General features: G+C 63.5%; 23 protein-coding genes, 1 tRNA gene and 1 pseudogene. All 25 read right to left on the minus strand.

Features of this window, described 5'->3' with window-relative positions; genetic code table 11:
* Positions 1-25: 25 nt before the first annotated feature.
* Complete coding sequence (gene rpsQ, locus MXC99_RS05075) at positions 26-295, minus strand: 30S ribosomal protein S17 (RefSeq protein ID WP_075148070.1); 270 nt, start codon at positions 293-295, stop codon at positions 26-28.
* Complete coding sequence (gene rpmC, locus MXC99_RS05080) at positions 292-486, minus strand: 50S ribosomal protein L29 (protein ID WP_075148069.1); 195 nt, start codon at positions 484-486, stop codon at positions 292-294. The genes rpsQ and rpmC overlap by 4 nt, the downstream gene beginning before the upstream one ends.
* A gap of 2 nt (positions 487-488) precedes the next feature.
* Entirely contained in the window at positions 489-905 is a 417-nt protein-coding gene (rplP, locus tag MXC99_RS05085) for a 50S ribosomal protein L16 (RefSeq protein WP_002931592.1), read from the minus strand.
* Positions 905-1,675: a 30S ribosomal protein S3 gene (rpsC, locus tag MXC99_RS05090; protein ID WP_247724444.1), complete on the minus strand. Its 771-nt coding sequence runs from the start codon at positions 1,673-1,675 to the stop codon at positions 905-907. Before rpsC ends, rplP begins: the two co-directional genes overlap by 1 nt.
* Positions 1,676-1,684: 9 nt before the next feature.
* Positions 1,685-2,014, minus strand: coding sequence for a 50S ribosomal protein L22 (gene rplV / locus MXC99_RS05095; protein WP_107221689.1), 330 nt, complete (start codon positions 2,012-2,014; stop codon positions 1,685-1,687).
* Positions 2,015-2,028: 14 nt separating this feature from the next.
* Positions 2,029-2,304 (minus strand): 30S ribosomal protein S19, encoded by a 276-nt coding sequence (gene rpsS, locus MXC99_RS05100; RefSeq protein WP_004332378.1) that lies wholly within the window; start codon positions 2,302-2,304, stop codon positions 2,029-2,031.
* 10 nt (positions 2,305-2,314) lie between these two features.
* Positions 2,315-3,142 carry a 50S ribosomal protein L2 gene (gene rplB / locus MXC99_RS05105; RefSeq protein WP_247724445.1) on the minus strand — a complete coding sequence of 276 codons (828 nt, stop codon included), beginning with the start codon at positions 3,140-3,142 and terminating at the stop codon, positions 2,315-2,317.
* Positions 3,143-3,148: 6 nt separating this feature from the next.
* Positions 3,149-3,454, minus strand: coding sequence for a 50S ribosomal protein L23 (gene rplW / locus MXC99_RS05110; protein WP_075148065.1), 306 nt, complete (start codon positions 3,452-3,454; stop codon positions 3,149-3,151).
* Positions 3,451-4,071: a 50S ribosomal protein L4 gene (gene rplD / locus MXC99_RS05115; protein WP_107221691.1), complete on the minus strand. Its 621-nt coding sequence runs from the start codon at positions 4,069-4,071 to the stop codon at positions 3,451-3,453. Before rplD ends, rplW begins: the two co-directional genes overlap by 4 nt.
* A gap of 10 nt (positions 4,072-4,081) precedes the next feature.
* On the minus strand, positions 4,082-4,720 hold the full coding sequence (gene rplC / locus MXC99_RS05120) for a 50S ribosomal protein L3 (protein ID WP_247724446.1): 639 nt from the start codon (positions 4,718-4,720) through the stop codon (positions 4,082-4,084).
* Between the two features lie 112 nt (positions 4,721-4,832).
* A complete protein-coding gene (gene rpsJ, locus MXC99_RS05125; protein WP_004258173.1) occupies positions 4,833-5,144 on the minus strand; it encodes a 30S ribosomal protein S10 in 312 nt (103 codons plus the stop codon).
* Positions 5,145-5,230: 86 nt separating this feature from the next.
* Positions 5,231-6,421, minus strand: a complete 1,191-nt coding sequence (gene tuf / locus MXC99_RS05130; RefSeq protein WP_107221693.1) for an elongation factor Tu — start codon at positions 6,419-6,421, stop codon at positions 5,231-5,233.
* Between the two features lie 51 nt (positions 6,422-6,472).
* Entirely contained in the window at positions 6,473-8,572 is a 2,100-nt protein-coding gene (fusA, locus tag MXC99_RS05135; RefSeq protein ID WP_247724447.1) for an elongation factor G, read from the minus strand.
* Positions 8,573-8,684: 112 nt separating this feature from the next.
* Positions 8,685-9,152 (minus strand): 30S ribosomal protein S7, encoded by a 468-nt coding sequence (gene rpsG, locus MXC99_RS05140; protein ID WP_247724448.1) that lies wholly within the window; start codon positions 9,150-9,152, stop codon positions 8,685-8,687.
* 33 nt (positions 9,153-9,185) lie between these two features.
* Positions 9,186-9,563, minus strand: a complete 378-nt coding sequence (rpsL, locus tag MXC99_RS05145) for a 30S ribosomal protein S12 (protein WP_075148060.1) — start codon at positions 9,561-9,563, stop codon at positions 9,186-9,188.
* 134 nt (positions 9,564-9,697) lie between these two features.
* Complete coding sequence (gene rpoC, locus MXC99_RS05150; RefSeq protein WP_247724449.1) at positions 9,698-13,912, minus strand: DNA-directed RNA polymerase subunit beta'; 4,215 nt, start codon at positions 13,910-13,912, stop codon at positions 9,698-9,700.
* A 75-nt stretch (positions 13,913-13,987) separates the two neighbouring features.
* Positions 13,988-18,121 (minus strand): DNA-directed RNA polymerase subunit beta, encoded by a 4,134-nt coding sequence (gene rpoB / locus MXC99_RS05155; RefSeq protein ID WP_247724450.1) that lies wholly within the window; start codon positions 18,119-18,121, stop codon positions 13,988-13,990.
* Between the two features lie 198 nt (positions 18,122-18,319).
* Entirely contained in the window at positions 18,320-18,694 is a 375-nt protein-coding gene (gene rplL, locus MXC99_RS05160) for a 50S ribosomal protein L7/L12 (RefSeq protein WP_107221698.1), read from the minus strand.
* Positions 18,695-18,751: 57 nt separating this feature from the next.
* Complete coding sequence (gene rplJ / locus MXC99_RS05165) at positions 18,752-19,255, minus strand: 50S ribosomal protein L10 (protein WP_075148056.1); 504 nt, start codon at positions 19,253-19,255, stop codon at positions 18,752-18,754.
* A gap of 254 nt (positions 19,256-19,509) precedes the next feature.
* Positions 19,510-20,208 carry a 50S ribosomal protein L1 gene (gene rplA, locus MXC99_RS05170; RefSeq protein WP_247724451.1) on the minus strand — a complete coding sequence of 233 codons (699 nt, stop codon included), beginning with the start codon at positions 20,206-20,208 and terminating at the stop codon, positions 19,510-19,512.
* Between the two features lie 2 nt (positions 20,209-20,210).
* A complete protein-coding gene (gene rplK / locus MXC99_RS05175; protein ID WP_075148054.1) occupies positions 20,211-20,642 on the minus strand; it encodes a 50S ribosomal protein L11 in 432 nt (143 codons plus the stop codon).
* A 121-nt stretch (positions 20,643-20,763) separates the two neighbouring features.
* A complete protein-coding gene (gene nusG / locus MXC99_RS05180; protein WP_247724452.1) occupies positions 20,764-21,297 on the minus strand; it encodes a transcription termination/antitermination protein NusG in 534 nt (177 codons plus the stop codon).
* A 1-nt stretch (position 21,298) separates the two neighbouring features.
* A complete protein-coding gene (gene secE / locus MXC99_RS05185; protein ID WP_247724453.1) occupies positions 21,299-21,646 on the minus strand; it encodes a preprotein translocase subunit SecE in 348 nt (115 codons plus the stop codon).
* A 22-nt stretch (positions 21,647-21,668) separates the two neighbouring features.
* Positions 21,669-21,744: transfer RNA gene (locus MXC99_RS05190), tRNA-Trp, on the minus strand.
* A gap of 60 nt (positions 21,745-21,804) precedes the next feature.
* Positions 21,805-22,182, minus strand: a pseudogene (tuf, locus tag MXC99_RS05195) (elongation factor Tu); the annotation flags it as partial.

Below are 22,182 nucleotides of genomic sequence, written 5' to 3' on the forward strand. Positions count from 1 at the left end.
TTCTGCGACTTGCTTGTAACTCTGGTCAGATGATGCGCGCCTTTTCAAGCACCTTGGCAACCCGCCAGGTCTTGGTGCGCGAAATCGGACGGCATTCCTCGATTTCCACCAGATCGCCGGCGGCGGCCACGCCATCTTCAACGTGAGCGTGGTACTTCGCCGAACGGGTAATGACCTTGCCGTACAGCGGGTGCTTGACCCGGCGTTCGACGAGGACGGTCACCGTCTTCTGCATCTTGTCGCTCACCACACGCCCAACCAGCGCGCGACGAACCTTTTCAACTTGTTCGCTCATTGCTGACCCGCCTTTTCGCGCAGGATGGTACGAACGCGTGCGATATCGCGGCGGACCTTCCCGATCTGACTCGTATTGCCCAGTTGCTGAGTGGCGTGCTGCATGCGCAGCGAAAACTGCGCCTTCAGCAGTTCGAGCAATTCATTGTTCAATTCATCGGCGCTCTTGGCGCGAAGTTCAGTGGCTTTCATGTTCAACCCCCAATCTGACGGGTAACGAACACGGTCTCGATCGGCAGCTTGGCGGCGGCGAGCCGGAAAGCTTCGCGAGCGAGTTCTTCGGCCACGCCGTCCATTTCGTAGAGCACCTTGCCCGGCTGGATCTCAGCGACCCAGTATTCGGGGTTACCCTTACCGTTACCCATTCGGACTTCCGCCGGCTTTTTCGAAATCGGCTTGTCCGGGAAAATGCGGATCCAGATCCGCCCGCCGCGCTTGATGTGGCGGGTCATCGCCCGGCGCGCGGACTCGATCTGGCGCGCGGTCAGCCGGCCGCGGCCGACCGCCTTCAGGCCGTACTCGCCGAAGGACACCTTGGCGCCGCGGGTGGCAACGCCGGTATTGCGGCCCTTCTGCTCCTTCCGATACTTCCTTCTAGTCGGTTGCAGCATCATTCACTCCTGCTTTCTTCTTGCCGACCTTCGCCACGGCGGGCGGGACGGCGACCCGGACGGCCCTCGCCGTCACGCGGCGCGCCACGGCGACCACGGCGGTTGTCGGCTTCGGGCTCGGCCGCCACCGGCTGCTCGTTGCGACCCAGCATCTCGCCCTTGAACACCCATACCTTGATCCCGATGATGCCGTAGGTGGTCTTCGCCTCCGACACGCCGTAATCGATGTTGGCGCGCAGGGTGTGCAGCGGCACACGGCCTTCGCGATACCACTCGGTGCGGGCGATCTCGGCACCGTTGAGGCGGCCCGAGCTCATGATCTTGATGCCCTGGGCGCCGAGGCGCATGGCGTTCTGCATCGCGCGCTTCATCGCGCGACGGAACATGATCCGCTTCTCGAGCTGCTGGGCGATCGAATCGGCGATCAGCTTGGCATCGACTTCGGGCTTGCGCACTTCTTCGATGTTCACGTGGACCGGCACGCCCATGATCTTTTGCAGATCACGCTTGAGCGCCTCGATGTCTTCGCCTTTCTTGCCGATCACCACGCCCGGACGGGCGCTGTACAGCGTGATGCGCGCGTTCTTGGCCGGGCGCTCGATGATCACGCGACCGACCGAGGCGTGCGCCAGGCGCTTCTTCAGATAGTCACGGACCTTCAGGTCCTCGTGCAGCATGCCGGAATAATCACGGCTGGAAGCGAACCAGCGCGAACCCCAGTCACGCGTGACGGCGAGGCGGAAGCCGGTAGGATGGATTTTCTGACCCATATTTACTCCTTACTCGCCGACAGTCACGTAGACGTGGCAGGTGGGCTTGAGGATGCGGTTGCCGCGACCCTTCGCACGCGCGGTGAAGCGCTTCAGCGTCATGCCCTCTTCCACGTGAATGGTCTTGACCTTCAGCGTGTCGATATCGGCGCCATCGTTGTGCTCGGCATTGGCAATCGCCGATTCGAGCACTTTGCGGATGATCTTCGCGCCCTTCTTGGGCGAGAACGCCAGGGTGTTCAGTGCCTGATCAACGCGCTTGCCACGAATCAGGTCAGCGACCAGGCGGCCCTTCTGGGCCGACAGGCGCACGCCACGGAGCATTGCTTTGGTTTCCATGTCGTCATGTCCCCTTAACGCTTGGCTTTCTTGCTGGCGGCATGACCCTTGAAGGTCCGCGTCAGCGCGAATTCGCCCAGCTTGTGCCCGACCATGTTCTCGGTCACGAACACCGGAATGTGCTGTTTGCCGTTATGGACAGCGATCGTCAGGCCGATGAAATCGGGCAGGATCGTGGAACGGCGCGACCAGGTCTTGATCGGGCGCTTGTCGTTGCTCGTCCGCACCGCGTCGACCTTCTTCAGGAGGTGCGCGTCGATGAACGGGCCTTTTTTGATAGAACGTGCCATCTTTTACCCCTTAACGCTTGTGACGACGCTGCACGATCATGTTGTCGGTGCGCTTGTTCGAACGCGTCCGATAACCCTTGCTCGGCGTACCCCACGGGCTCACCGGCTCGCGCGCTTCACCCGTGCGACCTTCACCGCCGCCATGCGGGTGATCGACCGGGTTCATCGCCACGCCGCGCACGGTCGGGCGGATCCCGCGCCAGCGGTTGGCGCCGGCCTTGCCGATCTTGCGCAGGCCGTGCTCTTCGTTGCCGACTTCGCCGATAGTGGCGCGGCACTCGACATGGACGCGACGGATTTCGCCGGAGCGCAGCCGAAGCTGGGCATAGGAGCCTTCGCGGGCCAGCAGTTGCACCGAGGTGCCGGCCGCACGCGCGATCTGCGCGCCCTTGCCCGGCGTCATTTCGATGCAGTGGATCGTCGAACCGACCGGAATGTTGCGGATCGGCAGAGCGTTACCCGGCTTGATCGGTGCTTCGGAGCCGCTGAGCAGCTGCTGACCGACCTCGACTCCGCGCGGCGCGATGATGTAGCGGCGCTCGCCGTCGGCGTAACACAGCAGGGCGATGTGGGCGGAGCGGTTGGGGTCGTACTCGATGCGCTCGACCTTCGCCGGAATGCCGTCCTTGTTGCGACGGAAGTCGACCAGGCGGTAGTGCTGCTTGTGACCACCACCTTGGTGGCGGACAGTGATGCGGCCGTTGTTATTGCGGCCGGCGTTCTTGCTCTGCTTTTCGACCAGGCTCGCGACGGGGCGCCCCTTGTACAGATCGGGGTTGACCACCTTCACCTGGGCGCGACGGCCCGCAGAAGTGGGCTTCAGTTTTACCAGTGCCATGACTTATCACTCCCCAGCCGCAAAGTTGATTTCCTGGCCGGGCTTGAGGCAGACGAAGGCCTTCTTCCAGTCCTTGCGCCGGCCCATCGTCTTGCCGAAGCGCTTGACCTTGCCCTTGACGTTCGCGATCTGCACCGACTCGACCTCGACCTTGAACAGCGACTCGACCGCCGCCTTCACTTCGGGCTTGGTCGCGTCGGAAGCGACCTTGAACACCACCTGCTCGTTCTTGTCGGCGATGTAAGTCGCCTTCTCGGAGATCTGCGGGGCGAGCAGCACCTGCAGCAGACGTTCCTGACTGATCGCGCTCATTGCCACGCTTCCTCCATCTTCGCCAGCGCACCCTTGGTGACCAGCACCTTCGGGAAGCGCACGAGCGACACCGGATCCGCCTCATGCACCTCGAGCACCAGAACCTGATGCAGATTGCGCGAAGACAGGAACAGGTTCTCGTCGATTTCGTCGGTAATCACCAGGACCGAGTCCAGGCCCATACCCTTGAGCTTCTGCGACAGCAGGCGGGTCTTCGGCGCTTCCACGCTGAAGCTATCGACCACCGCGAGACGATCTTCGCGAGCGAGCTGCGACAGGATCGCAGCAACGCCGGCGCGGTACATCTTGCGGTTGACCTTCTGGCTGAAGTTTTCATCCGGGCTGCTCGGGAAGATCTTGCCGCCCCCGCGCCACAGCGGACTCGACGCCATACCGGCGCGGGCATTGCCCGTACCTTTCTGGCGGAACGGCTTGCGGGTCGACTTCGCGATCTCCGCACGGCCTTTCTGCTTGCGGTTGCCCGAGCGCGCATTCGCCATGTAGGCGGTCACGACCTGGTGCACCAGAGCTTCGTTGTAATCACGGCCGAACAGCACATCGGACGCTTGGAGCGTCGATGCCGCCTGACCCTGGTCATTCAAGAGTTTCAATTCCATTGCGCGCTCCTCAGGCCTTGACCGCCGGACGGACGACGACGTCGCCACCCTTGGCACCGGGCACCGCACCCTTCACGAGAAGGAGCTGGCGCTCCACATCGACGCGAACGATCTCGAGCCCCTGGGTGGTACGCTGCACGTTGCCGTACTGACCAGCCATGCGCTTACCCGGGAACACGCGACCCGGATCCTGGGCCATACCGATCGAGCCCGGCGAGTTGTGCGAAATCGAGTTGCCGTGGGAGGCGCGGTTCGACGAGAAGTTGTGGCGCTTGATCGGGCCCGAAAAACCCTTACCGATGGTCACACCGGACACATCGACTTTCTGGCCGACCTGAAAGAGATCCGCACCGACGAGATCACCGGCATTGAAGCCGGCGAGTTGCTCGGATTCGACACGGAATTCCTTGATGCCGCGGCAGGGCTCGACACCCGCCTTCGCGAGATGCCCCGCGACCGGCTTGGTGATGCGGCTAGCACGACGCTTGCCGTAAGCGATCTGCACCGCGGAATAACCGTCGGTGTCGCTCGTCTTGATCTGGGACACACGATTGTCCGACACGTCAAGCACCGTCACCGGGATGGTCCTACCATCCTCGGCGAAGATGCGAGTCATGCCGACCTTGCGTCCAACAAGGCCTAGACTCATTTTTTTCTCCTGAATCCCGGTTGCGATTGACCGGGGGTCACAATTAATGCGCCAAAAGGCACAAAGGCCGGATTATACCGGCCCATTGCAAACTTCCGCAAGCAGCGAATGCTTACTGGAGCTTGATCTCGACATCCACGCCCGCAGGGAGGTCCAGCTTCATCAGCGCATCGACGGTCTTGTCGGTCGGGTCGATGATGTCCATCAGGCGCTGATGGGTGCGGATTTCCATCTGGTCGCGCGAGGATTTGTTGACGTGCGGGGAACGCAGCAGATCGAAGCGCTCGATACGCGTCGGCAGCGGCACGGGACCGCGCACCACGGCGCCGGTACGCTTCGCGGTCTCGACGATTTCGAGTGCCGACTGATCGATCAGGCGGTAATCGAACGCCTTCAGACGGATGCGGATTTTCTGGTTTTGCATGAGCTTGTTCCTAAAGAGCGGATCGGGCAAAAAGAGCGAAAAGAACAGGCAGACGGTGCCACCGGCACCGTCCGCGCACGAGCGAATTACTCGATGATCTTGGCGACGACGCCGGCGCCGACGGTGCGACCGCCTTCGCGGATCGCGAAGCGCAGACCCTCTTCCATCGCGATCGGGCAGATCAGCTTGACGGTAATCGACACGTTGTCGCCCGGCATGACCATCTCGGTGCCTTCGGGCAGCGAGATCGAGCCGGTCACGTCCGTGGTACGGAAGTAGAACTGCGGACGATAGTTGTTGAAGAACGGCGTGTGACGACCACCCTCTTCCTTGCTCAGAACATAGATCTCGCCGGTGAAGTGGGTGTGCGGGGTGATCGAACCCGGCTTGCACAGCACCTGGCCGCGCTCGACGTCTTCACGCTTGGTGCCGCGCAGCAGCACGCCGACGTTGTCGCCCGCCTGGCCCTGGTCGAGCAGCTTGCGGAACATTTCGACGCCGGTGCAGGTGGTCTTGACCGTGGGCTTGATGCCGACGATCTCGATTTCCTCGCCGACCTTGACCACGCCGCGCTCGACGCGACCGGTCACCACCGTGCCGCGACCCGAGATCGAGAACACGTCTTCGATCGGCAGCAGGAAGGGCTTGTCGATCGCACGCTCCGGGGTCGGGATGTAGGAATCCAGCGCCGCCGCCAGCTCCAGGATCGCCGGCTCGCCGATCGGCGACTGGTCGCCTTCGAGCGCCTTCAGCGCCGAGCCCTTGACGATCGGGATGTCGTCGCCCGGGAAATCGTACTTCGACAGCAGCTCGCGCACTTCCATCTCCACCAGCTCGAGCAGCTCTTCGTCGTCGACCATGTCGCACTTGTTCAGGAAGACGATGATGTAGGGCACGCCCACCTGGCGCGCCAGCAGGATGTGCTCGCGCGTCTGCGGCATCGGACCATCCGCGGCCGAGCACACCAGGATCGCGCCGTCCATCTGCGCCGCACCGGTGATCATGTTCTTCACGTAGTCGGCGTGGCCCGGGCAGTCGACGTGGGCGTAGTGACGAGTCTCGGTCTCGTACTCGACGTGCGCGGTGTTGATCGTGATGCCACGCGCCTTTTCTTCCGGCGCCGCGTCGATCTGGTCGTAGGCCTTCGCTTCGCCGCCGAACTTCTTCGACAGGATCGTCGTGATCGCCGCGGTCAGCGTGGTCTTGCCGTGGTCAACGTGGCCGATCGTGCCGACGTTCACGTGCGGCTTCGTCCGTTCGAACTTACCCTTAGCCATGTTCGTGGGTCCTTATTTGTGTAGGTTGCTGAATGATGTGAGTGACTGGAATTACTTGCGGCTGCTGATCACCGCCTCGGCGACGCTCTTCGGCGCTTCGGCATAATGCTTGAATTCCATCGAGTAGGTCGCCCGACCCTGGGTCAGCGAGCGCAGCTGAGTGGCGTAGCCGAACATTTCGGCCAGCGGCACCTCGGCCTTGATTTCCTTCATGCCGCCAGGGATGTCGTCCATCCCCTGGACGATGCCACGGCGCCCGGAAAGGTCACCCATGACGTTACCCATGTAGTCCTCCGGCGTCTCGACCACGACCGCCATCATCGGCTCGAGCAGTACCGGACTGGCCTTGCGCATCGCATCCTTGAACGCCATCGAACCGGCCATCTTGAACGCGTTTTCGTTCGAGTCCACGTCATGGTAGGAACCGAAGTGCAGCGTGACCTTGACGTCGACCACCGGGAAGCCGGCGAGCACGCCGTTGTTGAGCGTATCCTGGATACCCTTGTCGACCGCCGGGATGTATTCGCGCGGAACCACACCGCCCTTGACCGCATCGACGAACTCGTAGCCCTTGCCCTGCTCGGCCGGCTCGAGGTTGATGACGACGTGACCGTACTGACCGCGGCCGCCCGACTGCTTGACGAACTTGCCTTCGACGTCGTTGGCGGCCTTGCGGATCGTTTCGCGATAGGCAACCTGCGGCGCACCGACGTTCGCTTCGACGTTGAACTCGCGCTTCATGCGGTCGACGATGATTTCGAGATGCAGCTCACCCATCCCCGAAATGATGGTCTGACCCGACTCTTCATCGGTGCGCACGCGGAACGACGGATCTTCCGCCGCCAAGCGACCGAGCGCCAGACCCATCTTCTCCTGGTCGCTCTTGGTCTTCGGCTCGACGGCGACGTGGATCACCGGATCCGGGAACACCATGCGCTCGAGGATCACCGGCGCCGACACGTCGCACAGGGTTTCGCCCGTGGTGACATCCTTCAGGCCGACAACGGCAGCGATGTCGCCGGCGAGCACTTCCTTGACCTCTTCGCGATCATTGGCGTGCATCTGCAGGATGCGGCCGATGCGCTCCTTCTTGCCCTTGACCGAGTTCAGCACGGTCGAACCGGATTCAAGCACGCCCGAATACACGCGAATGAAGGTCAGCTGGCCGACGAAGGGGTCGGTCATGAGCTTGAACGCCAGCGCCGAGAACTTCTCGTCATCCTTGGCGTAGCGCACCACTTCCTTCTCGTCGTCATCGACGCCGGCGACCGGGGGAATGTCGACCGGCGAAGGCAGATACTGAATCACCGCATCGAGCATGCGCTGCACGCCCTTGTTCTTGAACGCGGTGCCGCACAGCATCGGCTGGATCTCGCACGCCAGAGTGCGGGCACGCAGGCCGGCGATGACCTCCTCCTCGGACAGCTCGCCTTCCTCAAGGTACTTGTTCATCAGGTCTTCGTTGGCTTCAGCGGCCGCCTCGACCATGTTCGCACGCCACTCTTCGGCCACGCCGACGAGCTCGGCCGGAATCTCGTGGTATTCGAACTTCATGCCCTGGGAAGCTTCGTCCCAGATCACCGCTTTCATCTTGAGAAGATCGATGACACCGGTAAACGAGTCTTCCGCGCCGATCGGCACGACGACCGGAACCGGATTTGCCTTCAGGCGCGTCTTCATCTGATCGACGACCTTGAAGAAATTCGCGCCGGAGCGGTCCATCTTGTTCACAAAGGCAAGGCGCGGCACCTTGTACTTGGTCGCCTGGCGCCACACCGTCTCGGACTGCGGCTGAACGCCACCGACCGCGCAGTACACCATGCACGCACCGTCGAGCACGCGCATCGAGCGCTCGACTTCGATGGTGAAGTCGACGTGCCCTGGAGTGTCGATGATGTTGAAGCGATGCTCAGGGAAGGAGTTGTCCATCCCCTTCCAGAAGCAGGTCACGGCCGCCGACGTGATGGTGATGCCGCGCTCCTGCTCCTGCACCATCCAGTCGGTGGTCGCAGCACCGTCATGCACCTCACCGAGCTTATGACTCACGCCGGTATAGAAGAGGATGCGCTCGGTCGTAGTCGTCTTGCCGGCGTCGATGTGAGCGGAGATACCGATATTGCGGTAACGCTCGATAGGAGTCTTGCGAGCCACGTTTTACCTGCCTTCTGTTCTGTTATGCGCGCTTGTGACGCAATGAACCATTTCATGCGTTAGAAAACATTCGAGCCCTCTACAGGGCCCGAATCACCGCCACCGAAGAAAATCAGAAGCGGTAGTGAGAGAACGCCTTGTTCGCTTCGGCCATGCGGTGGACTTCTTCACGCTTCTTCATCGCCGCCCCGCGCCCTTCCGCGGCCTCCATCAGCTCACCGGCGAGGCGCTGAGCCATCGACTTCTCGGCACGCTTGCGCGCCGCTTCGCGCAGCCAGCGCATCGACAGCGCCATGCGGCGGGACGGACGCACTTCGACCGGAACCTGGTAGTTCGCACCGCCGACACGACGGCTCTTCACTTCCACCACGGGCTTCACGTTACCAACCGCAGCGGCGAATACTTCGAGCGGATCCTTCGCCTTGGTGCTGATGTGCTGGAACGCACCATAGACGATGCGCTCCGCAACGGACTTCTTGCCCGACTGCATGATCACGTTGATGAACTTCGAGACATCCTGGTTTCCGAACTTCGGATCCGGCAGGACCTCGCGCTTGGGTACTTCACGACGACGCGGCATGGCAACCTCTCGCTAAATTTCTTCGACCAACAATCAGGCTTTCTTCGGGCGCTTGGCGCCGTACTTCGAACGCGACTGCTTACGATCCTTGACGCCCTGAAGGTCGAGCGAACCACGGACGATGTGGTAGCGCACACCCGGCAAGTCCTTCACACGACCACCACGGATCAGCACCACCGAGTGCTCCTGCAGGTTGTGACCTTCGCCGCCGATGTACGAGATGACTTCGAAGCCGTTCGTCAGGCGAACCTTGGCGACCTTACGCAGCGCCGAGTTCGGCTTCTTCGGCGTCGTGGTATAGACACGGGTGCACACACCACGCTTCTGCGGGCAAGCATCCAGCGCTGGGACCTTGCTCTTCGCAACTTCCATCTGGCGCGGCTTGCGGACAAGCTGATTGATTGTTGGCATAGCTTAAGAATTTCCCATAAGACCGAGGCAGCCCACCACAGGCCGCCTCGGACGGATTATTCCGGCTGCGACCGACTACGATTGGTCAGTCCACAAAAAAGAGGCCGGAGTTTAGTCCGAGGCTGTTCAAAAAGTCAACTGGCCTCGATGTCCTGCTGCGTTTCGACAACGTTTTCGGCCGGCGCCCAGGCATGCTCGGGACCGAGGTCCACTCCTTCCTCCTGCGCCTTGCGGCTGCGGTGGTAGGCCAGACCGGTACCGGCCGGAATCAGGCGGCCGACGATGACGTTTTCCTTGAGGCCGCGCAGTTCGTCGCGCTTGCCCATGATCGCCGCCTCGGTCAGCACCCGGGTGGTTTCCTGGAACGATGCCGCCGAGATGAAAGAATCGGTCGACAACGAAGCCTTGGTGATGCCCAGCAGCACGTTTTCGTACTGGGCGGACAGCTTGCCCTCGGCCTCGATGCGATCGTTCTCGTCGAGCACTTCGGAGCGCTCGACCTGCTCCTCGCGGATGAAGCGGGTGTCGCCGGCATCGGTGATCACCACCCGGCGCAGCATCTGACGGACGATCACCTCGATGTGCTTGTCGTTGATCTTGACGCCCTGCAAACGGTAGACGTCCTGCACCTCGTCGATGATGTAGCGCGCCAGCTCGCTGATCCCCTGCAGGCGCAGGATGTCGTGCGGGTCGGCGGGGCCGTCCACGATGAGTTCGCCCTTGTTCACCACCTGGCCGTCGTGGACCATCAGGTGCTTGTCCTTCGGGATCAGGAACTCGTGCGAAGTGCCGTCCGGTTCGGTGATCACCAGGCGCTGCTTGCCCTTCGTTTCCTTGCCGAACGAAACCGTGCCGGTGTATTCGGCAAGCATCCCGGCGTCCTTCGGCGCGCGCGCTTCGAACAGTTCCGCCACGCGCGGCAGACCCCCGGTGATGTCGCGCGTCTTGGCCGACTCTTGGGGGATGCGGGCGAGGATGTCGCCGACCTCGATACGCTGGCCGTCCTTCACCGTGATCAGCGAACCGACCTGGAAGGTCAGCGCCACCGAGTGCTCGGTACCGGCGATCTTCACTTCCTCGCCGTTCTCGTCGAGCAGCTTCACCTGCGGGCGCACGCCCTTGGTGCTGCCGCTCGTCGAGCGCCGCTTGGCGTCGATCACGACCAGGGTGGACAGGCCGGTCACCTCGTCGATCTGCTTGGCGACGGTGACCCCCTCCTCGACGTTCTCGAACTTCACCGTGCCGCCGTATTCGGTCACGATCGGACGGGTGTGCGGATCCCACGAAGCCAGCTGGGTGCCCGCCTTCACCGCGGCACCGTCATCGACGAGCAGGGTCGCGCCGTACGGCAGCTTGTGACGCTCGCGTTCGCGCCCGAGGTCGTCGGCCACGACGAGCTCGGCCGAGCGCGCGATGACGACCTTTTCGCCCTTGGCGTTGGCCACGTAGCGCATGTTGCCGGCAAAGCGGATGGTGCCGCCCGACTTCGCCTCGACACCGCTCGCCGCCGCCGCCCGCGACGCCGCGCCACCGACGTGGAAGGTCCGCATCGTCAGCTGGGTGCCCGGCTCGCCGATCGACTGCGCGGCGATGACGCCCACCGCTTCGCCGACGTTGACCATCGAACCGCGGCCCAGGTCACGCCCGTAGCACTTGGCGCACAGGCCGTAGCGGGTCTCGCAGGTCAGCGGCGTGCGCACCTTGACCTCGTCCACGCCGAGGTTCTCGATCAGTTCGACCGCATCCTCGTCGAGCAGGCTACCGGCCTCGATCACCGTTTCCTGGGACTCGGGATCGACCACGTCATCGGCGCAGACACGGCCGAGGATACGCTCGCGCAGCGGTTCGACCACTTCGCCGCCTTCGATCAGCGCCTTCATCGCGAAGCCGTCGCGCGTGCCGCAATCGTCCTCGATCACCACCAGATCCTGGGTGACGTCGACCAGGCGGCGGGTCAGGTAGCCCGAGTTCGCGGTCTTCAGCGCGGTGTCGGCGAGGCCCTTACGCGCGCCGTGGGTCGAGATGAAGTACTGCAGAACGTTGAGGCCTTCGCGGAAGTTGGTCGTGATCGGGGTCTCGATGATCGAACCGTCCGGCTTCGCCATCAGGCCGCGCATGCCGGCAAGCTGGCGGATCTGGGCCGCCGAACCGCGTGCGCCCGAGTCGGCCATCATGTAGATGGCGTTGAACGACTCCTGGCGCACGGTCTTGCCTTCGCGGTCGACGACCTCTTCCGAGCCGAGCTGATCCATCATCGCCTTGGCGACCTGGTCGCCGCAGCGGCCCCAGATATCGACCACCTTGTTGTAGCGCTCGCCGTCGGTCACCAGGCCGGAGGTGTACTGCTGGGCGATTTCCTTGACCTCGCTCTCGGCGGCGCGGATCAGCTCTTCCTTGGCCTTCGGCACGAGCATGTCCTTGACCGCGATCGACAGACCGGCGCGCGTCGCCAGGGCGTAGCCGTACTGCATCAGCTTGTCGGCGAAGATCACCGACGCACGCAGCCCGCAACGCCGGAACGAGACGTTGATCAGCTTGGAGATTTCCTTCTTCTTCAGCGGCTTGTCGATGACGCTGAACGGCAACCCGGCGGGCAGGATCTCGGACAGGATGGCGCGTCCGGCGGTCGTGTTGTGGCGCACGATGCGCTCGATGCGCTCGCCGTCCGGGCCGAGGTCGGCTTCCTTCAGGCGCACCGTGATGCGCGCATGCAGGGCGATCTGGCCCGACTCGTAGGCGCGCTTCACTTCCGACACGTCGGTGAAGATCATTCCTTCACCCGGCACGTTCACGCCCTCGCGGGTGGCGTAGTACAGGCCGAGCACGATGTCCTGGGAAGGGACGATGATCGGTTCGCCGTTGGCGGGCGAGAGCACGTTGTTGGAGGCCAGCATCAGGGTTCGGGCTTCCATCTGCGCCTCGAGCGAGAGCGGCACGTGGACCGCCATCTGGTCGCCGTCGAAGTCGGCGTTGAACGCCACGCAGACGAGCGGATGGAGCTGGATCGCCTTGCCCTCGATCAGCACCGGCTCGAACGCCTGGATGCCGAGGCGGTGCAACGTCGGTGCGCGGTTGAGCATCACCGGATGTTCGCGGATGACTTCCTCGAGGATGTCCCACACCACCGGTTCCTGCGTCTCGACCATCTTCTTCGCCTGCTTGATGGTCGTCGCCAGCCCCATCAGCTCGAGCTTGTTGAAGATGAAAGGCTTGAACAGCTCGAGCGCCATCAGCTTGGGCAGGCCGCACTGGTGCAGCTTCAGCGTCGGGCCGACGACGATCACCGAACGGCCCGAGTAATCGACGCGCTTGCCGAGCAGGTTCTGGCGGAAGCGGCCGCCCTTGCCCTTGATCATGTCGGCGAGCGACTTCAGCGGGCGCTTGTTGGCGCCGGTCATGGCCTTGCCGCGGCGGCCGTTGTCGAGCAGCGAGTCGACCGCTTCCTGGAGCATGCGCTTCTCGTTGCGCACGATGATGTCGGGCGCCTTGAGTTCGAGCAGGCGCTTCAGGCGGTTGTTGCGGTTGATGACGCGACGGTAGAGGTCGTTGAGGTCGGACGTGGCGAAGCGGCCGCCGTCGAGCGGCACCAGCGGGCGCAGATCGGGCGGCAGCACCGGCAGCACCTCAAGCACCATCCACTCGGGCTTGATCCCGGACTGCTGGAAGGCCTCGAGCACCTTCAGGCGCTTGGAGAACTTCTTGATCTTGGCTTCGGAGTTGGTCGTCTCGAGGTCGCCGCGCAGCTTCTCGACTTCGAGATTGACGTCGAGCGTGCGCAGCAGCGAGCCGATGCCTTCGGCCCCCATCACCGCGTCGAATTCGTCGCCGTACTCCTCGACCTTGGAGAGGTAGTCGTCTTCGGTCAGCAGCTGGCCGCGGTTGAGCGGAGTCATGCCGGGCTCGACGACGACGAAGGCTTCGAAGTAGAGCACGCGTTCGATGTCGCGCAGGGTCATGTCGAGCACCATGCCGAGGCGGCTCGGCAGGCTCTTCAGGAACCAGATGTGGGCGACCGGGCTGGCCAGCTCGATGTGGCCCATGCGCTCGCGGCGCACCTTCGACAGGGTCACTTCGACGCCGCACTTCTCGCAGATCACGCCGCGGTGCTTGAGGCGCTTGTACTTGCCGCACAGGCACTCGTAGTCCTTCACCGGGCCGAAGATCTTGGCGCAGAACAGACCGTCGCGCTCGGGCTTGAAGGTACGGTAGTTGATGGTTTCCGGCTTCTTGACTTCGCCGTAGGACCACGAGCGGATCTTGTCCGGCGACGCGAGGCCGATGGTGATCGCGTCGAATTCTTCCTCGCTGGGGAGGGTTTGCTTGAACAGGTCAGCAAGCAGGCTCTTCATGGTTCACTCCATCCGGGGCAGGGCGCGCAGGCCCTGCCCCCGGGGTTCAATCTCAGGCGGGTTGGCGGGTCCGGCTCAGTTGCGGTCGAGATCGATGTCGATCGCAAGCGAGCGGATTTCCTTCACCAGCACGTTGAAGGACTCCGGCATGCCGGAATCGATCTTGTGCTCGCCCTTGACGATGTTTTCGTACACCTTGGTCCGGCCGGTCACGTCGTCCGACTTGACCGTGAGCATCTCCTGCAGCGTGTACGCCGCACCATACGCTTCCAGCGCCCACACTTCCATTTCACCGAAACGCTGGCCGCCGAACTGCGCCTTGCCGCCCAGCGGCTGCTGGGTCACGAGCGAGTACGGGCCGGTGGAGCGCGCGTGCATCTTGTCGTCGACCAGGTGGTGCAGCTTGAGCACGTGCTTGTAGCCGACCGTGACCTGGCGCTCGAACGCTTCGCCGGTGCGGCCGTCGTACAGCGTGACCTGGCCGCCCACCGGCAGGCCGGCGAGTTCGAGCATCTGACGGATTTCCTCTTCCTTCGCGCCGTCGAACACCGGGGTCGCGAACGGCACGCCTTTCTTGAGGTTGAAGGCCAGATCGGCCACGTCCCCGTCGGAGAAGCCGGCGAGATCCTCGGCCTTGCCGCTGCTGTTGTAGATCTGATCGAGGAAGCCACGCAGCTCGTCGGCCGAAGCCTTGGCCTGCAGCATCTTGTCGATCTTCTGCCCCAGGCCCTTCGCCGCCCAGCCGAGGTGGGTCTCGAGGATCTGGCCGATGTTCATCCGCGACGGCACGCCGAGCGGGTTCAGCACGATGTCGAGCGGAGTGCCGTCTTCCATGTACGGCATATCCTCGACCGGAACGATCTTCGACACCACGCCCTTGTTGCCGTGACGGCCGGCCATCTTGTCGCCCGGCTGCAGGCGGCGCTTCACCGCCAGATAGACCTTGACCATCTTCTGCACACCCGGGGGCAGCTCGTCGCCCTGGGTGAGCTTCTTCTTCTTGATCTCGAAGGCCTGTTCGAAGTCCTTGCGGGTGTTTTCCAGGCCTTCGCGCACGGCTTCGAGCTGCACCGCCAGAGTCTCGTCGGCGAGGCGGATGTCGAACCAGTGATAGAGCTCGAGGCCGTCCAGATAGGCGTCCGAGATCTCGCTGCCCTTGGCCAGCTTCTTCGGTCCGCCGTTGGCCTTCTGGCCGACGATCATGCGCCGGATCCGGGCGAAGGCGTCGCGCTCGACGATCCGCATCTGGTCGGCGAGGTCGGTCTTGAAGCTGCGCAGCTGGTCGTCGATGATCGACTGCGCGCGCTTGTCGCGCTCGATGCCTTCGCGGGTGAACACCTGCACGTCGATGACGGTGCCGACCATGCCCGAGGGCACGCGCAGCGAGGTGTCCTTCACGTCGGAGGCCTTCTCGCCGAAGATCGCGCGCAGCAGCTTCTCTTCCGGCGTGAGCTGGGTTTCGCCCTTCGGCGTGACCTTGCCCACCAGCACGTCGCCGGCCTCGACTTCGGCACCGATATAGACGATGCCCGACTCGTCCAGGCGCGACAGCTGCGCTTCGCCCAGGGAGGCGATGTCGCGGGTGATCTCCTCGGGTCCGAGCTTGGTGTCGCGGGCGACGACGGTGAGTTCTTCGACGTGGATCGAGGTGAAGCGGTCGTCGGCGACCACGCGCTCGGAGATCAGGATCGAGTCTTCGAAGTTGTAGCCGTTCCACGGCATGAAGCCGACCAGCATGTTCTGGCCCAGCGCCAGTTCGCCGAGGTCGGTGGATGCACCGTCAGCCACCACGTCGCCGCGGGCGATGCGATCGCCCACCTTCACCACCGGACGCTGGTTGATGTTGGTGTTCTGGTTGGAGCGGGTGTACTTGATCATGTTGTAGATGTCGACGCCGACTTCGCCCGCCAGGGTCTCGTCGTCGTTCACCCGGATCACGATCCGGTTCGCATCCACGTAGTCCACGATCCCGCCGCGGGTGGCCTGCACCGCAGTGCCCGAGTCGACCGCCACGCGGCGCTCGATGCCGGTGCCGACGAGCGGCTTCTCCGGGCGCAGGCAGGGCACGGCCTGACGCTGCATGTTGGCGCCCATCAGTGCGCGGTTGGCATCGTCGTGCTCGAGGAACGGAATCAGCGACGCCGCCACCGACACGATCTGGCCCGGCGCCACGTCCATGTACTGGACCTGATCCGCGGTGGCGAGGAGGAATTCGCCCTTGTGGCGGCAGGACACGAGGTCGCCGGCGAGCATGCCCGCGTCGTCGATTTCGGCGTTCGCCTGGGCGATCACGTACTGGCCTTCCTCGATCGCGGAGAGGAAGTCGATCTGGTCGGTGACCTTGCCGTCATTGACCTTGCGGTACGGGGTCTCGAGAAAGCCGTGGCGGTTGGTGCGCGCATAGACGGCGAGCGAGTTGATCAGGCCGATGTTCGGACCTTCCGGGGTCTCGATCGGGCACACCCGGCCGTAGTGCGTCGGGTGCACGTCGCGCACTTCGAAACCGGCGCGCTCACGCGTCAGACCGCCCGGACCGAGCGCCGAGACGCGGCGCTTGTGGGTGATCTCGGACAGCGGGTTGGTCTGGTCCATGAACTGCGACAGCTGGCTCGAGCCGAAGAACTCCTTGATCGCGGCGCTGATCGGCTTGGCGTTGATCAGGTCGTGCGGCATCAGGTTGTCGGACTCGGCCTGCGACAGGCGCTCCTTCACTGCGCGCTCGACCCGCACCAGGCCGGCGCGGAACTGGTTCTCGGCCAGTTCACCGACCGAACGCACGCGGCGGTTGCCGAGGTGGTCGATGTCGTCGATCTCGCCCCGGCCGTTGCGCAGCTCGACGAGCACGCCGATCACCGCGAGGATGTCCTCGTTCACCAGCACGCCCGGGCCGTCCTCGCCCTGCGCCCCGACGCGTTCGTAGAAGCGCTTGAGCCAGCCCGGCGCCTTGTCGTCGATCTTTTCCGGGTAGGCGCGGCGGTTGAACTTCATGCGCCCGACGGACGACAGGTCGTAGCGTTCCTCGGCGTAGAACAGACCGTTGAACAGGCCCTCGACGGCATCTTCGGTGGGCGGCTCGCCCGGACGCATCATGCGGTAGATGGCGACCTTGGCCGCCCACTGGTCGGCAGTCTCGTCGATGCGCAGGGTCTGCGAGATGTAAGCACCATGGTCGAGATCGTTGATGTACAGCGTGCTCAGCTCGGTGATCCCGGCCAGGCGCAGCTTGTCGAGCAGATCCTCGGTGATCTCGTCGTTGGCCCGCGCCAGCACTTCGCCGGTCGCCGGATCGGCGACGTTGTTGGCGATCACGCGGCCAAGGAGAAAATCGTCCGGCACCGCCATGGTCTTCACGCCGGCCTGGTCGATCTCGCGGATGTGCTTGGAAGTGATGCGCTTTTCACGCGCGACGATGATCCGGCCATCGGCGGTGGTGATGTCGAAACGGGCCACTTCACCGCGCAGACGCTCGGGCACGAGCTCGAACTGGGCGCCATCGGACTGCAGATGAAAGGTATCGGTGTCGTGGAAAGTCGCCAGGATCTCTTCGGGCGTCAGGCCGATCGCGCGCAGCAGGATCGTCACCGGCATCTTGCGGCGACGGTCGACGCGGAAGTACAGGTAGTCCTTCGGATCGAATTCGAAATCCAGCCAGGAGCCGCGGTAGGGAATGATCCGCGCCGAGAACAGCAGCTTGCCCGAGGAGTGCGTCTTGCCGCGGTCGTGCTCGAAGAACACCCCCGGCGAACGGTGCAGTTGCGACACGATGACGCGCTCGGTACCGTTGATGACGAAGGAGCCGGTGGTGGTCATGAGCGGGATTTCGCCCATGTACACTTCCTGCTCCTTGACTTCCTTGATGGTTTCCTTCGGCGCTTCGCGATCCATGATCACCAGACGCACGCGCGCGCGCAGCGGCGAAGCGAAGGTCAGCCCGCGTTGCTGGCACTCCTTCACATCGAAGGCCGGCTCGCCCAGCATGTACTGGACGAATTCGAGGCGCGCATTGCCGCTATGGCTCGAGATCGGGAAAATCGAGGTGAACGCGGCCTGCAGACCCTGGTTGTGCCGCACTTCCGGCAGGGTTTCGGCCTGCAGGAACTCGGCAAACGACTCGATCTGGGTGGCGAGCAGGAAAGGCGCATCGAGCACGGCCGCGCGCTTGGCGAAGCTCTTGCGGATACGTTTCTTTTCGGTGTAGGAATACGCCATGGATGCTCCGGCTAGAGGGCTAACATCGGAAAGACAGGACACAACGTTCGCTGCGTGGGCGCCGTCATCGGGCGCGCCTGGGGCGGCGCAAACGCTCTGATCTGCCTTCGATCATCGCTGCGGTCGCCGCAATCTCGTTCAGAAAGCACGAAAGGGCCGGCACTCCCGAGAGTGCCAGCCCCGCGGGGAAGGCGAGGATTACTTGATCTCGACCTTCGCGCCGGCGTCTTCCAGTTGCTTCTTCAGCGCTTCGGCGTCGGCCTTGGCGATGCCTTCCTTGACGGCCTTCGGCGCGCCATCGACCAGGTCCTTGGCTTCCTTCAGGCCCAGGCCGGTAGCGGCACGGACGACCTTGATGACCTCGACCTTCTTCTCGCCGGCACCGGTGAGGATGACGTCGAACTCGGTCTTCTCTTCGGCGGCCGGAGCGGCGGCGCCGGCACCCGGGGCAGCCACGGCCAGGGAGGCAGCGGACACGCCGAACTTCTCTTCGAACGCCTTGACCAGGTCGTTCAGTTCCATCACGGTCATGCCGGCAACGGCTTCCAGGATGTCTTCTTTGCTGATTGCCATTTCAAATCACTCCAGAATCGATACTTGTCAGAAAATTTTCGTAGCGGGGTGCAGCACTCAAGCGGCAGCGCCTTCTTCCTCGCGCTTCTTGGCGAGGGCGGCGAGCGCACCGGCAAAGCCGGAAACCGGCGCCTGCATGACGCCCAGCAGCTTGGCGAGCAACTCTTCACGGCTCGGGATCGAGGCCAAGGCCTGCACGCCGGCGAGATCAAGCGTATTGCCGGCGTACGAACCCGCCTTCAGGACCAGCTTGGGGTTGGTCTTGGCGAATTCGTTGAGCACCTTGGCAGCCGCGACCGGATCCTGCGAAACGCCATAGATCAGCGGCCCGGTGAGCTGCTCGGCCAGCCCCTCGAACGGGGTACCGGCGATCGCGCGACGCACCAGGGTGTTCTTCAGCACGCGCAGATAGACACCGGATTCGCGGGCCTTGGCACGCAGCACGGTGAGATCGCCCACCGCAATGCCGCGATACTCGGCCACCGCGATCGTCTGGGCATTGGCCACCTGTGCCGACACCTCAGCCACTACGGCTTTCTTGTCATCGAGATTGAGACCCATGGGTCTTTCCTCCTTTCAAGTCAACACACGAGCCACATGCTGCGGCTCGCACCCACGGCGACCTGGATCAGGAGTGCGGCCCAGCGGGCCAGATCCTGTTCTGGGTACACCGTCTGCGCAGGCCATCGAAATGCTTAAGCGATTCCCCTCGGGGTCTCACACCTGCGGTCTTTGACGATCCGCGCCCGCCCTTGCGGGCAGGCTCGGCCCAAAGTACTTCGGCGCCGCCGGCACAGAGGCCCGCGGCGCGGCAATCATGCAGCGTTGACGCTGCCCGTTTCCACCCGCACCCCGGCACCCATCGTGCTGGAGACGGCGATACGGCGCAGATAGACGCCCTTCGAGGCGGCCGGCTTGGCCTTCACCAGCGCATCGATGAAGGCACTGAGGTTTTGCTGCAGCGCTTCGACTTCGAACGAGGCGCGACCGATCGTGGCATGCACGAGGCCGCCCTTGTCGGTGCGGTACTGGACTTGGCCGGCCTTGGCATTCTTCACTGCCGTCGCCACATCCATCGTCACCGTCCCGACTTTCGGGTTCGGCATCAGGCCGCGCGGACCGAGAATCTGGCCGAGCTGGCCGACCACGCGCATGGCGTCGGGCGTGGCAATGCAGATATCGAAATCCAGGTTGCCGGCCTTGACCTGCTCGGCGAGGTCGTCGAAACCGACCACGTCGGCGCCCGCCGCACGTGCAGCTTCGGCCTTCTCACCCTGGGCGAACACCGCCACGCGCACCGACTTTCCGGTTCCCGCGGGGAGCACGACCGAGCCGCGCACGACCTGGTCCGATTTGCGTGCATCGACGCCGAGGTTGACGGCGATGTCGATCGACTCGTCGAACTTGGCGGTGGCGCACTCCTTGACCAGACGCAGGGCGTCAGCGACCGGGTAGGCCTGATTGCGATCGACCTTGGCGCGCAGCGCCTGAACTCGCTTGGACAGTTTCGCCATGATTACAGCCCCTCCACAGTGATGCCCATGCTGCGGGCGGAGCCGGCGATGGTGCGCACGGCGGCTTCCATGTCGGCAGCGGTGAGATCGGGCATCTTGGTCTTGGCGATTTCCTCGACCTGAGCACGGCTGATCTTGCCGACTTTGTCGGTATGCGGCTTGGCCGAGCCTTTCTGCAGGCCGGCCGCCTTCTTGATCAGGATCGTCGCCGGCGGCGTCTTCATGATGAACGTGAAGGACTTGTCGGCGAACGCGGTGATCACCACCGGAATCGGCAGGCCCGGCTCGAGACCCTGGGTCTTGGCGTTGAAGGCCTTGCAGAATTCCATGATGTTCAGACCGCGCTGACCGAGCGCCGGACCGATCGGGGGGCTGGGGTTGGCCTTGCCGGCCGGCACCTGCAGCTTGATGTAACCAATGATTTTCTTTGCCATGACGGCTCGCTCCTGTGTTGAGTGCTAGCGCACCGGGCATCGCGCCCGACGCTCCTCGCATCGCCCGCGCCCGATCACCAGGTCAACGGGCTACGGCAGGCCCTGAGGCCTGCCGCCCTGCTCAGGTCTTCTCGACCTGGGCAAAATCCAGTTCCACCGGCGTGGCGCGACCGAAAATGGTCACCGACACGCGCAGCTTGTTCTTTTCGTAGTTGGCGTCTTCCACCGAGCCGTGGAAATCGGTGAACGGACCTTCCTTCACCCGCACCACTTCGCCGATCTCGAACAGCACCTTCGGGCGCGGCTTGTCCACCCCCTCCTGCATCTGCTGCATGATCTTCTCGACCTCCTTCTCGGAGATCGGAGCAGGCTTGTTCGCAGTCCCGCCGACAAAGCCGGTGACTTTCGGTGTCGACTTCACCAGATGCCAGCTCTCGTCGTTCATTTCCATTTCGACGAGCACATACCCGGGGAAAAACTTGCGCTCGGTGACCGTCTTCTGCCCACCGCGCATCTCGATCACTTCCTCGACCGGCACCAGGATCTGGCCGAAGCTGTCCTGCATGCCGGCGCGATTGACTCGTTCCACCAGCGCGCGCTGCACAGACTTCTCGAAGCCCGAATAGGCGTGCACCACATACCAACGCTTCGTCATATCACTTCCAGCCCAGGACGAGATCGTAAAGAACCCATTCAAGGGTCTTGTCGGCGAACCACAGGAAGACCGCCATCACCACCACGAAAGCGAAGACCAGGCCGGTCGTCTGCACGGTCTCCTTGCGGCTCGGCCATACGACTTTCTTGGTTTCGGTAACCGATTCCCGCGCGAAACCGATGAAACGCTGCCCCGGAGCGGAGAACGAAGCGACCGCAACGCCCGCGGCGACACCGGCGAGCACAGCGAGCACGCGCAGGACCAGAGCCTGCTCGGACAGCAGATAGAAGCCGACCACACCGGCGGCGAGCAGTGCCAGAGCCAGCGCGAATTTCAACTTATCGGCCATTGCGGAAACACCCGGAAAAGTGTGGCAGGGGCAGAGGGAATCGAACCCCCAACCTTCGGTTTTGGAGACCGACGCTCTGCCAGTTGAGCTATACCCCTGCAGCGGAAACTGCAAGGCGCACCCTTGCGGGCGCGCCGTTCTGGCAATCAGCGAGCGGATTACTCGATGATCTTGGCGACGACGCCGGCGCCGACGGTTCGGCCGCCTTCGCGGATCGCGAAGCGCAGACCTTCTTCCATCGCGATCGGGCAGATCAGCTTGACGGTGATCGACACGTTGTCGCCCGGCATCACCATCTCGGTGCCTTCGGGCAGCGAGATCGAGCCGGTCACGTCCGTGGTACGGAAGTAGAACTGCGGACGATAGTTATTGAAGAACGGCGTGTGACGACCACCCTCTTCCTTGCTCAGAACATAGATCTCGCCGGTGAAGTGGGTGTGCGGGGTGATCGAACCCGGCTTGCACAGCACCTGGCCGCGCTCGACGTCTTCACGCTTGGTGCCGCGCAGCAGCACGCCGACGTTGTCGCCCGCCTG

It is taken from the genome of Thauera aromatica, from assembly GCF_023093595.1.
In the GTDB taxonomy this organism is placed as follows: Bacteria; Pseudomonadota; Gammaproteobacteria; order Burkholderiales; family Rhodocyclaceae; genus Thauera; species Thauera aromatica_A.

Bases quoted from the DNA above. Each gene is read 5' to 3' on its own strand.
- secE (WP_247724453.1), bottom strand. From the start codon at position 21,646: ATGGCCGATAAGTTGAAATTCGCGCTGGCTCTGGCACTGCTCGCCGCC.
- rplV (WP_107221689.1), bottom strand. From the start codon at position 2,014: ATGGAAACCAAAGCAATGCTCCGTGGCGTGCGCCTGTCGGCCCAGAAG.
- rplC (WP_247724446.1), bottom strand. From the start codon at position 4,720: ATGAGTCTAGGCCTTGTTGGACGCAAGGTCGGCATGACTCGCATCTTC.
- tuf (WP_107221693.1), bottom strand. From the start codon at position 6,421: ATGGCTAAGGGTAAGTTCGAACGGACGAAGCCGCACGTGAACGTCGGC.
- rplA (WP_247724451.1), bottom strand. From the start codon at position 20,208: ATGGCGAAACTGTCCAAGCGAGTTCAGGCGCTGCGCGCCAAGGTCGAT.
- rpmC (WP_075148069.1), bottom strand. From the start codon at position 486: ATGAAAGCCACTGAACTTCGCGCCAAGAGCGCCGATGAATTGAACAAT.
- nusG (WP_247724452.1), bottom strand. From the start codon at position 21,297: ATGACGAAGCGTTGGTATGTGGTGCACGCCTATTCGGGCTTCGAGAAG.
- rpsL (WP_075148060.1), bottom strand. From the start codon at position 9,563: ATGCCAACAATCAATCAGCTTGTCCGCAAGCCGCGCCAGATGGAAGTT.
- rpsJ (WP_004258173.1), bottom strand. From the start codon at position 5,144: ATGCAAAACCAGAAAATCCGCATCCGTCTGAAGGCGTTCGATTACCGC.
- rpsQ (WP_075148070.1), bottom strand. From the start codon at position 295: ATGAGCGAACAAGTTGAAAAGGTTCGTCGCGCGCTGGTTGGGCGTGTG.
- rplK (WP_075148054.1), bottom strand. From the start codon at position 20,642: ATGGCAAAGAAAATCATTGGTTACATCAAGCTGCAGGTGCCGGCCGGC.
- rplD (WP_107221691.1), bottom strand. From the start codon at position 4,071: ATGGAATTGAAACTCTTGAATGACCAGGGTCAGGCGGCATCGACGCTC.
- rpsC (WP_247724444.1), bottom strand. From the start codon at position 1,675: ATGGGTCAGAAAATCCATCCTACCGGCTTCCGCCTCGCCGTCACGCGT.
- rpsG (WP_247724448.1), bottom strand. From the start codon at position 9,152: ATGCCGCGTCGTCGTGAAGTACCCAAGCGCGAGGTCCTGCCGGATCCG.
- rplB (WP_247724445.1), bottom strand. From the start codon at position 3,142: ATGGCACTGGTAAAACTGAAGCCCACTTCTGCGGGCCGTCGCGCCCAG.
- rplL (WP_107221698.1), bottom strand. From the start codon at position 18,694: ATGGCAATCAGCAAAGAAGACATCCTGGAAGCCGTTGCCGGCATGACC.
- rpoB (WP_247724450.1), bottom strand. From the start codon at position 18,121: ATGGCGTATTCCTACACCGAAAAGAAACGTATCCGCAAGAGCTTCGCC.
- rplW (WP_075148065.1), bottom strand. From the start codon at position 3,454: ATGAGCGCGATCAGTCAGGAACGTCTGCTGCAGGTGCTGCTCGCCCCG.
- rpoC (WP_247724449.1), bottom strand. From the start codon at position 13,912: ATGAAGAGCCTGCTTGCTGACCTGTTCAAGCAAACCCTCCCCAGCGAG.
- rplP (WP_002931592.1), bottom strand. From the start codon at position 905: ATGCTGCAACCGACTAGAAGGAAGTATCGGAAGGAGCAGAAGGGCCGC.
- rplJ (WP_075148056.1), bottom strand. From the start codon at position 19,255: ATGGGTCTCAATCTCGATGACAAGAAAGCCGTAGTGGCTGAGGTGTCG.
- rpsS (WP_004332378.1), bottom strand. From the start codon at position 2,304: ATGGCACGTTCTATCAAAAAAGGCCCGTTCATCGACGCGCACCTCCTG.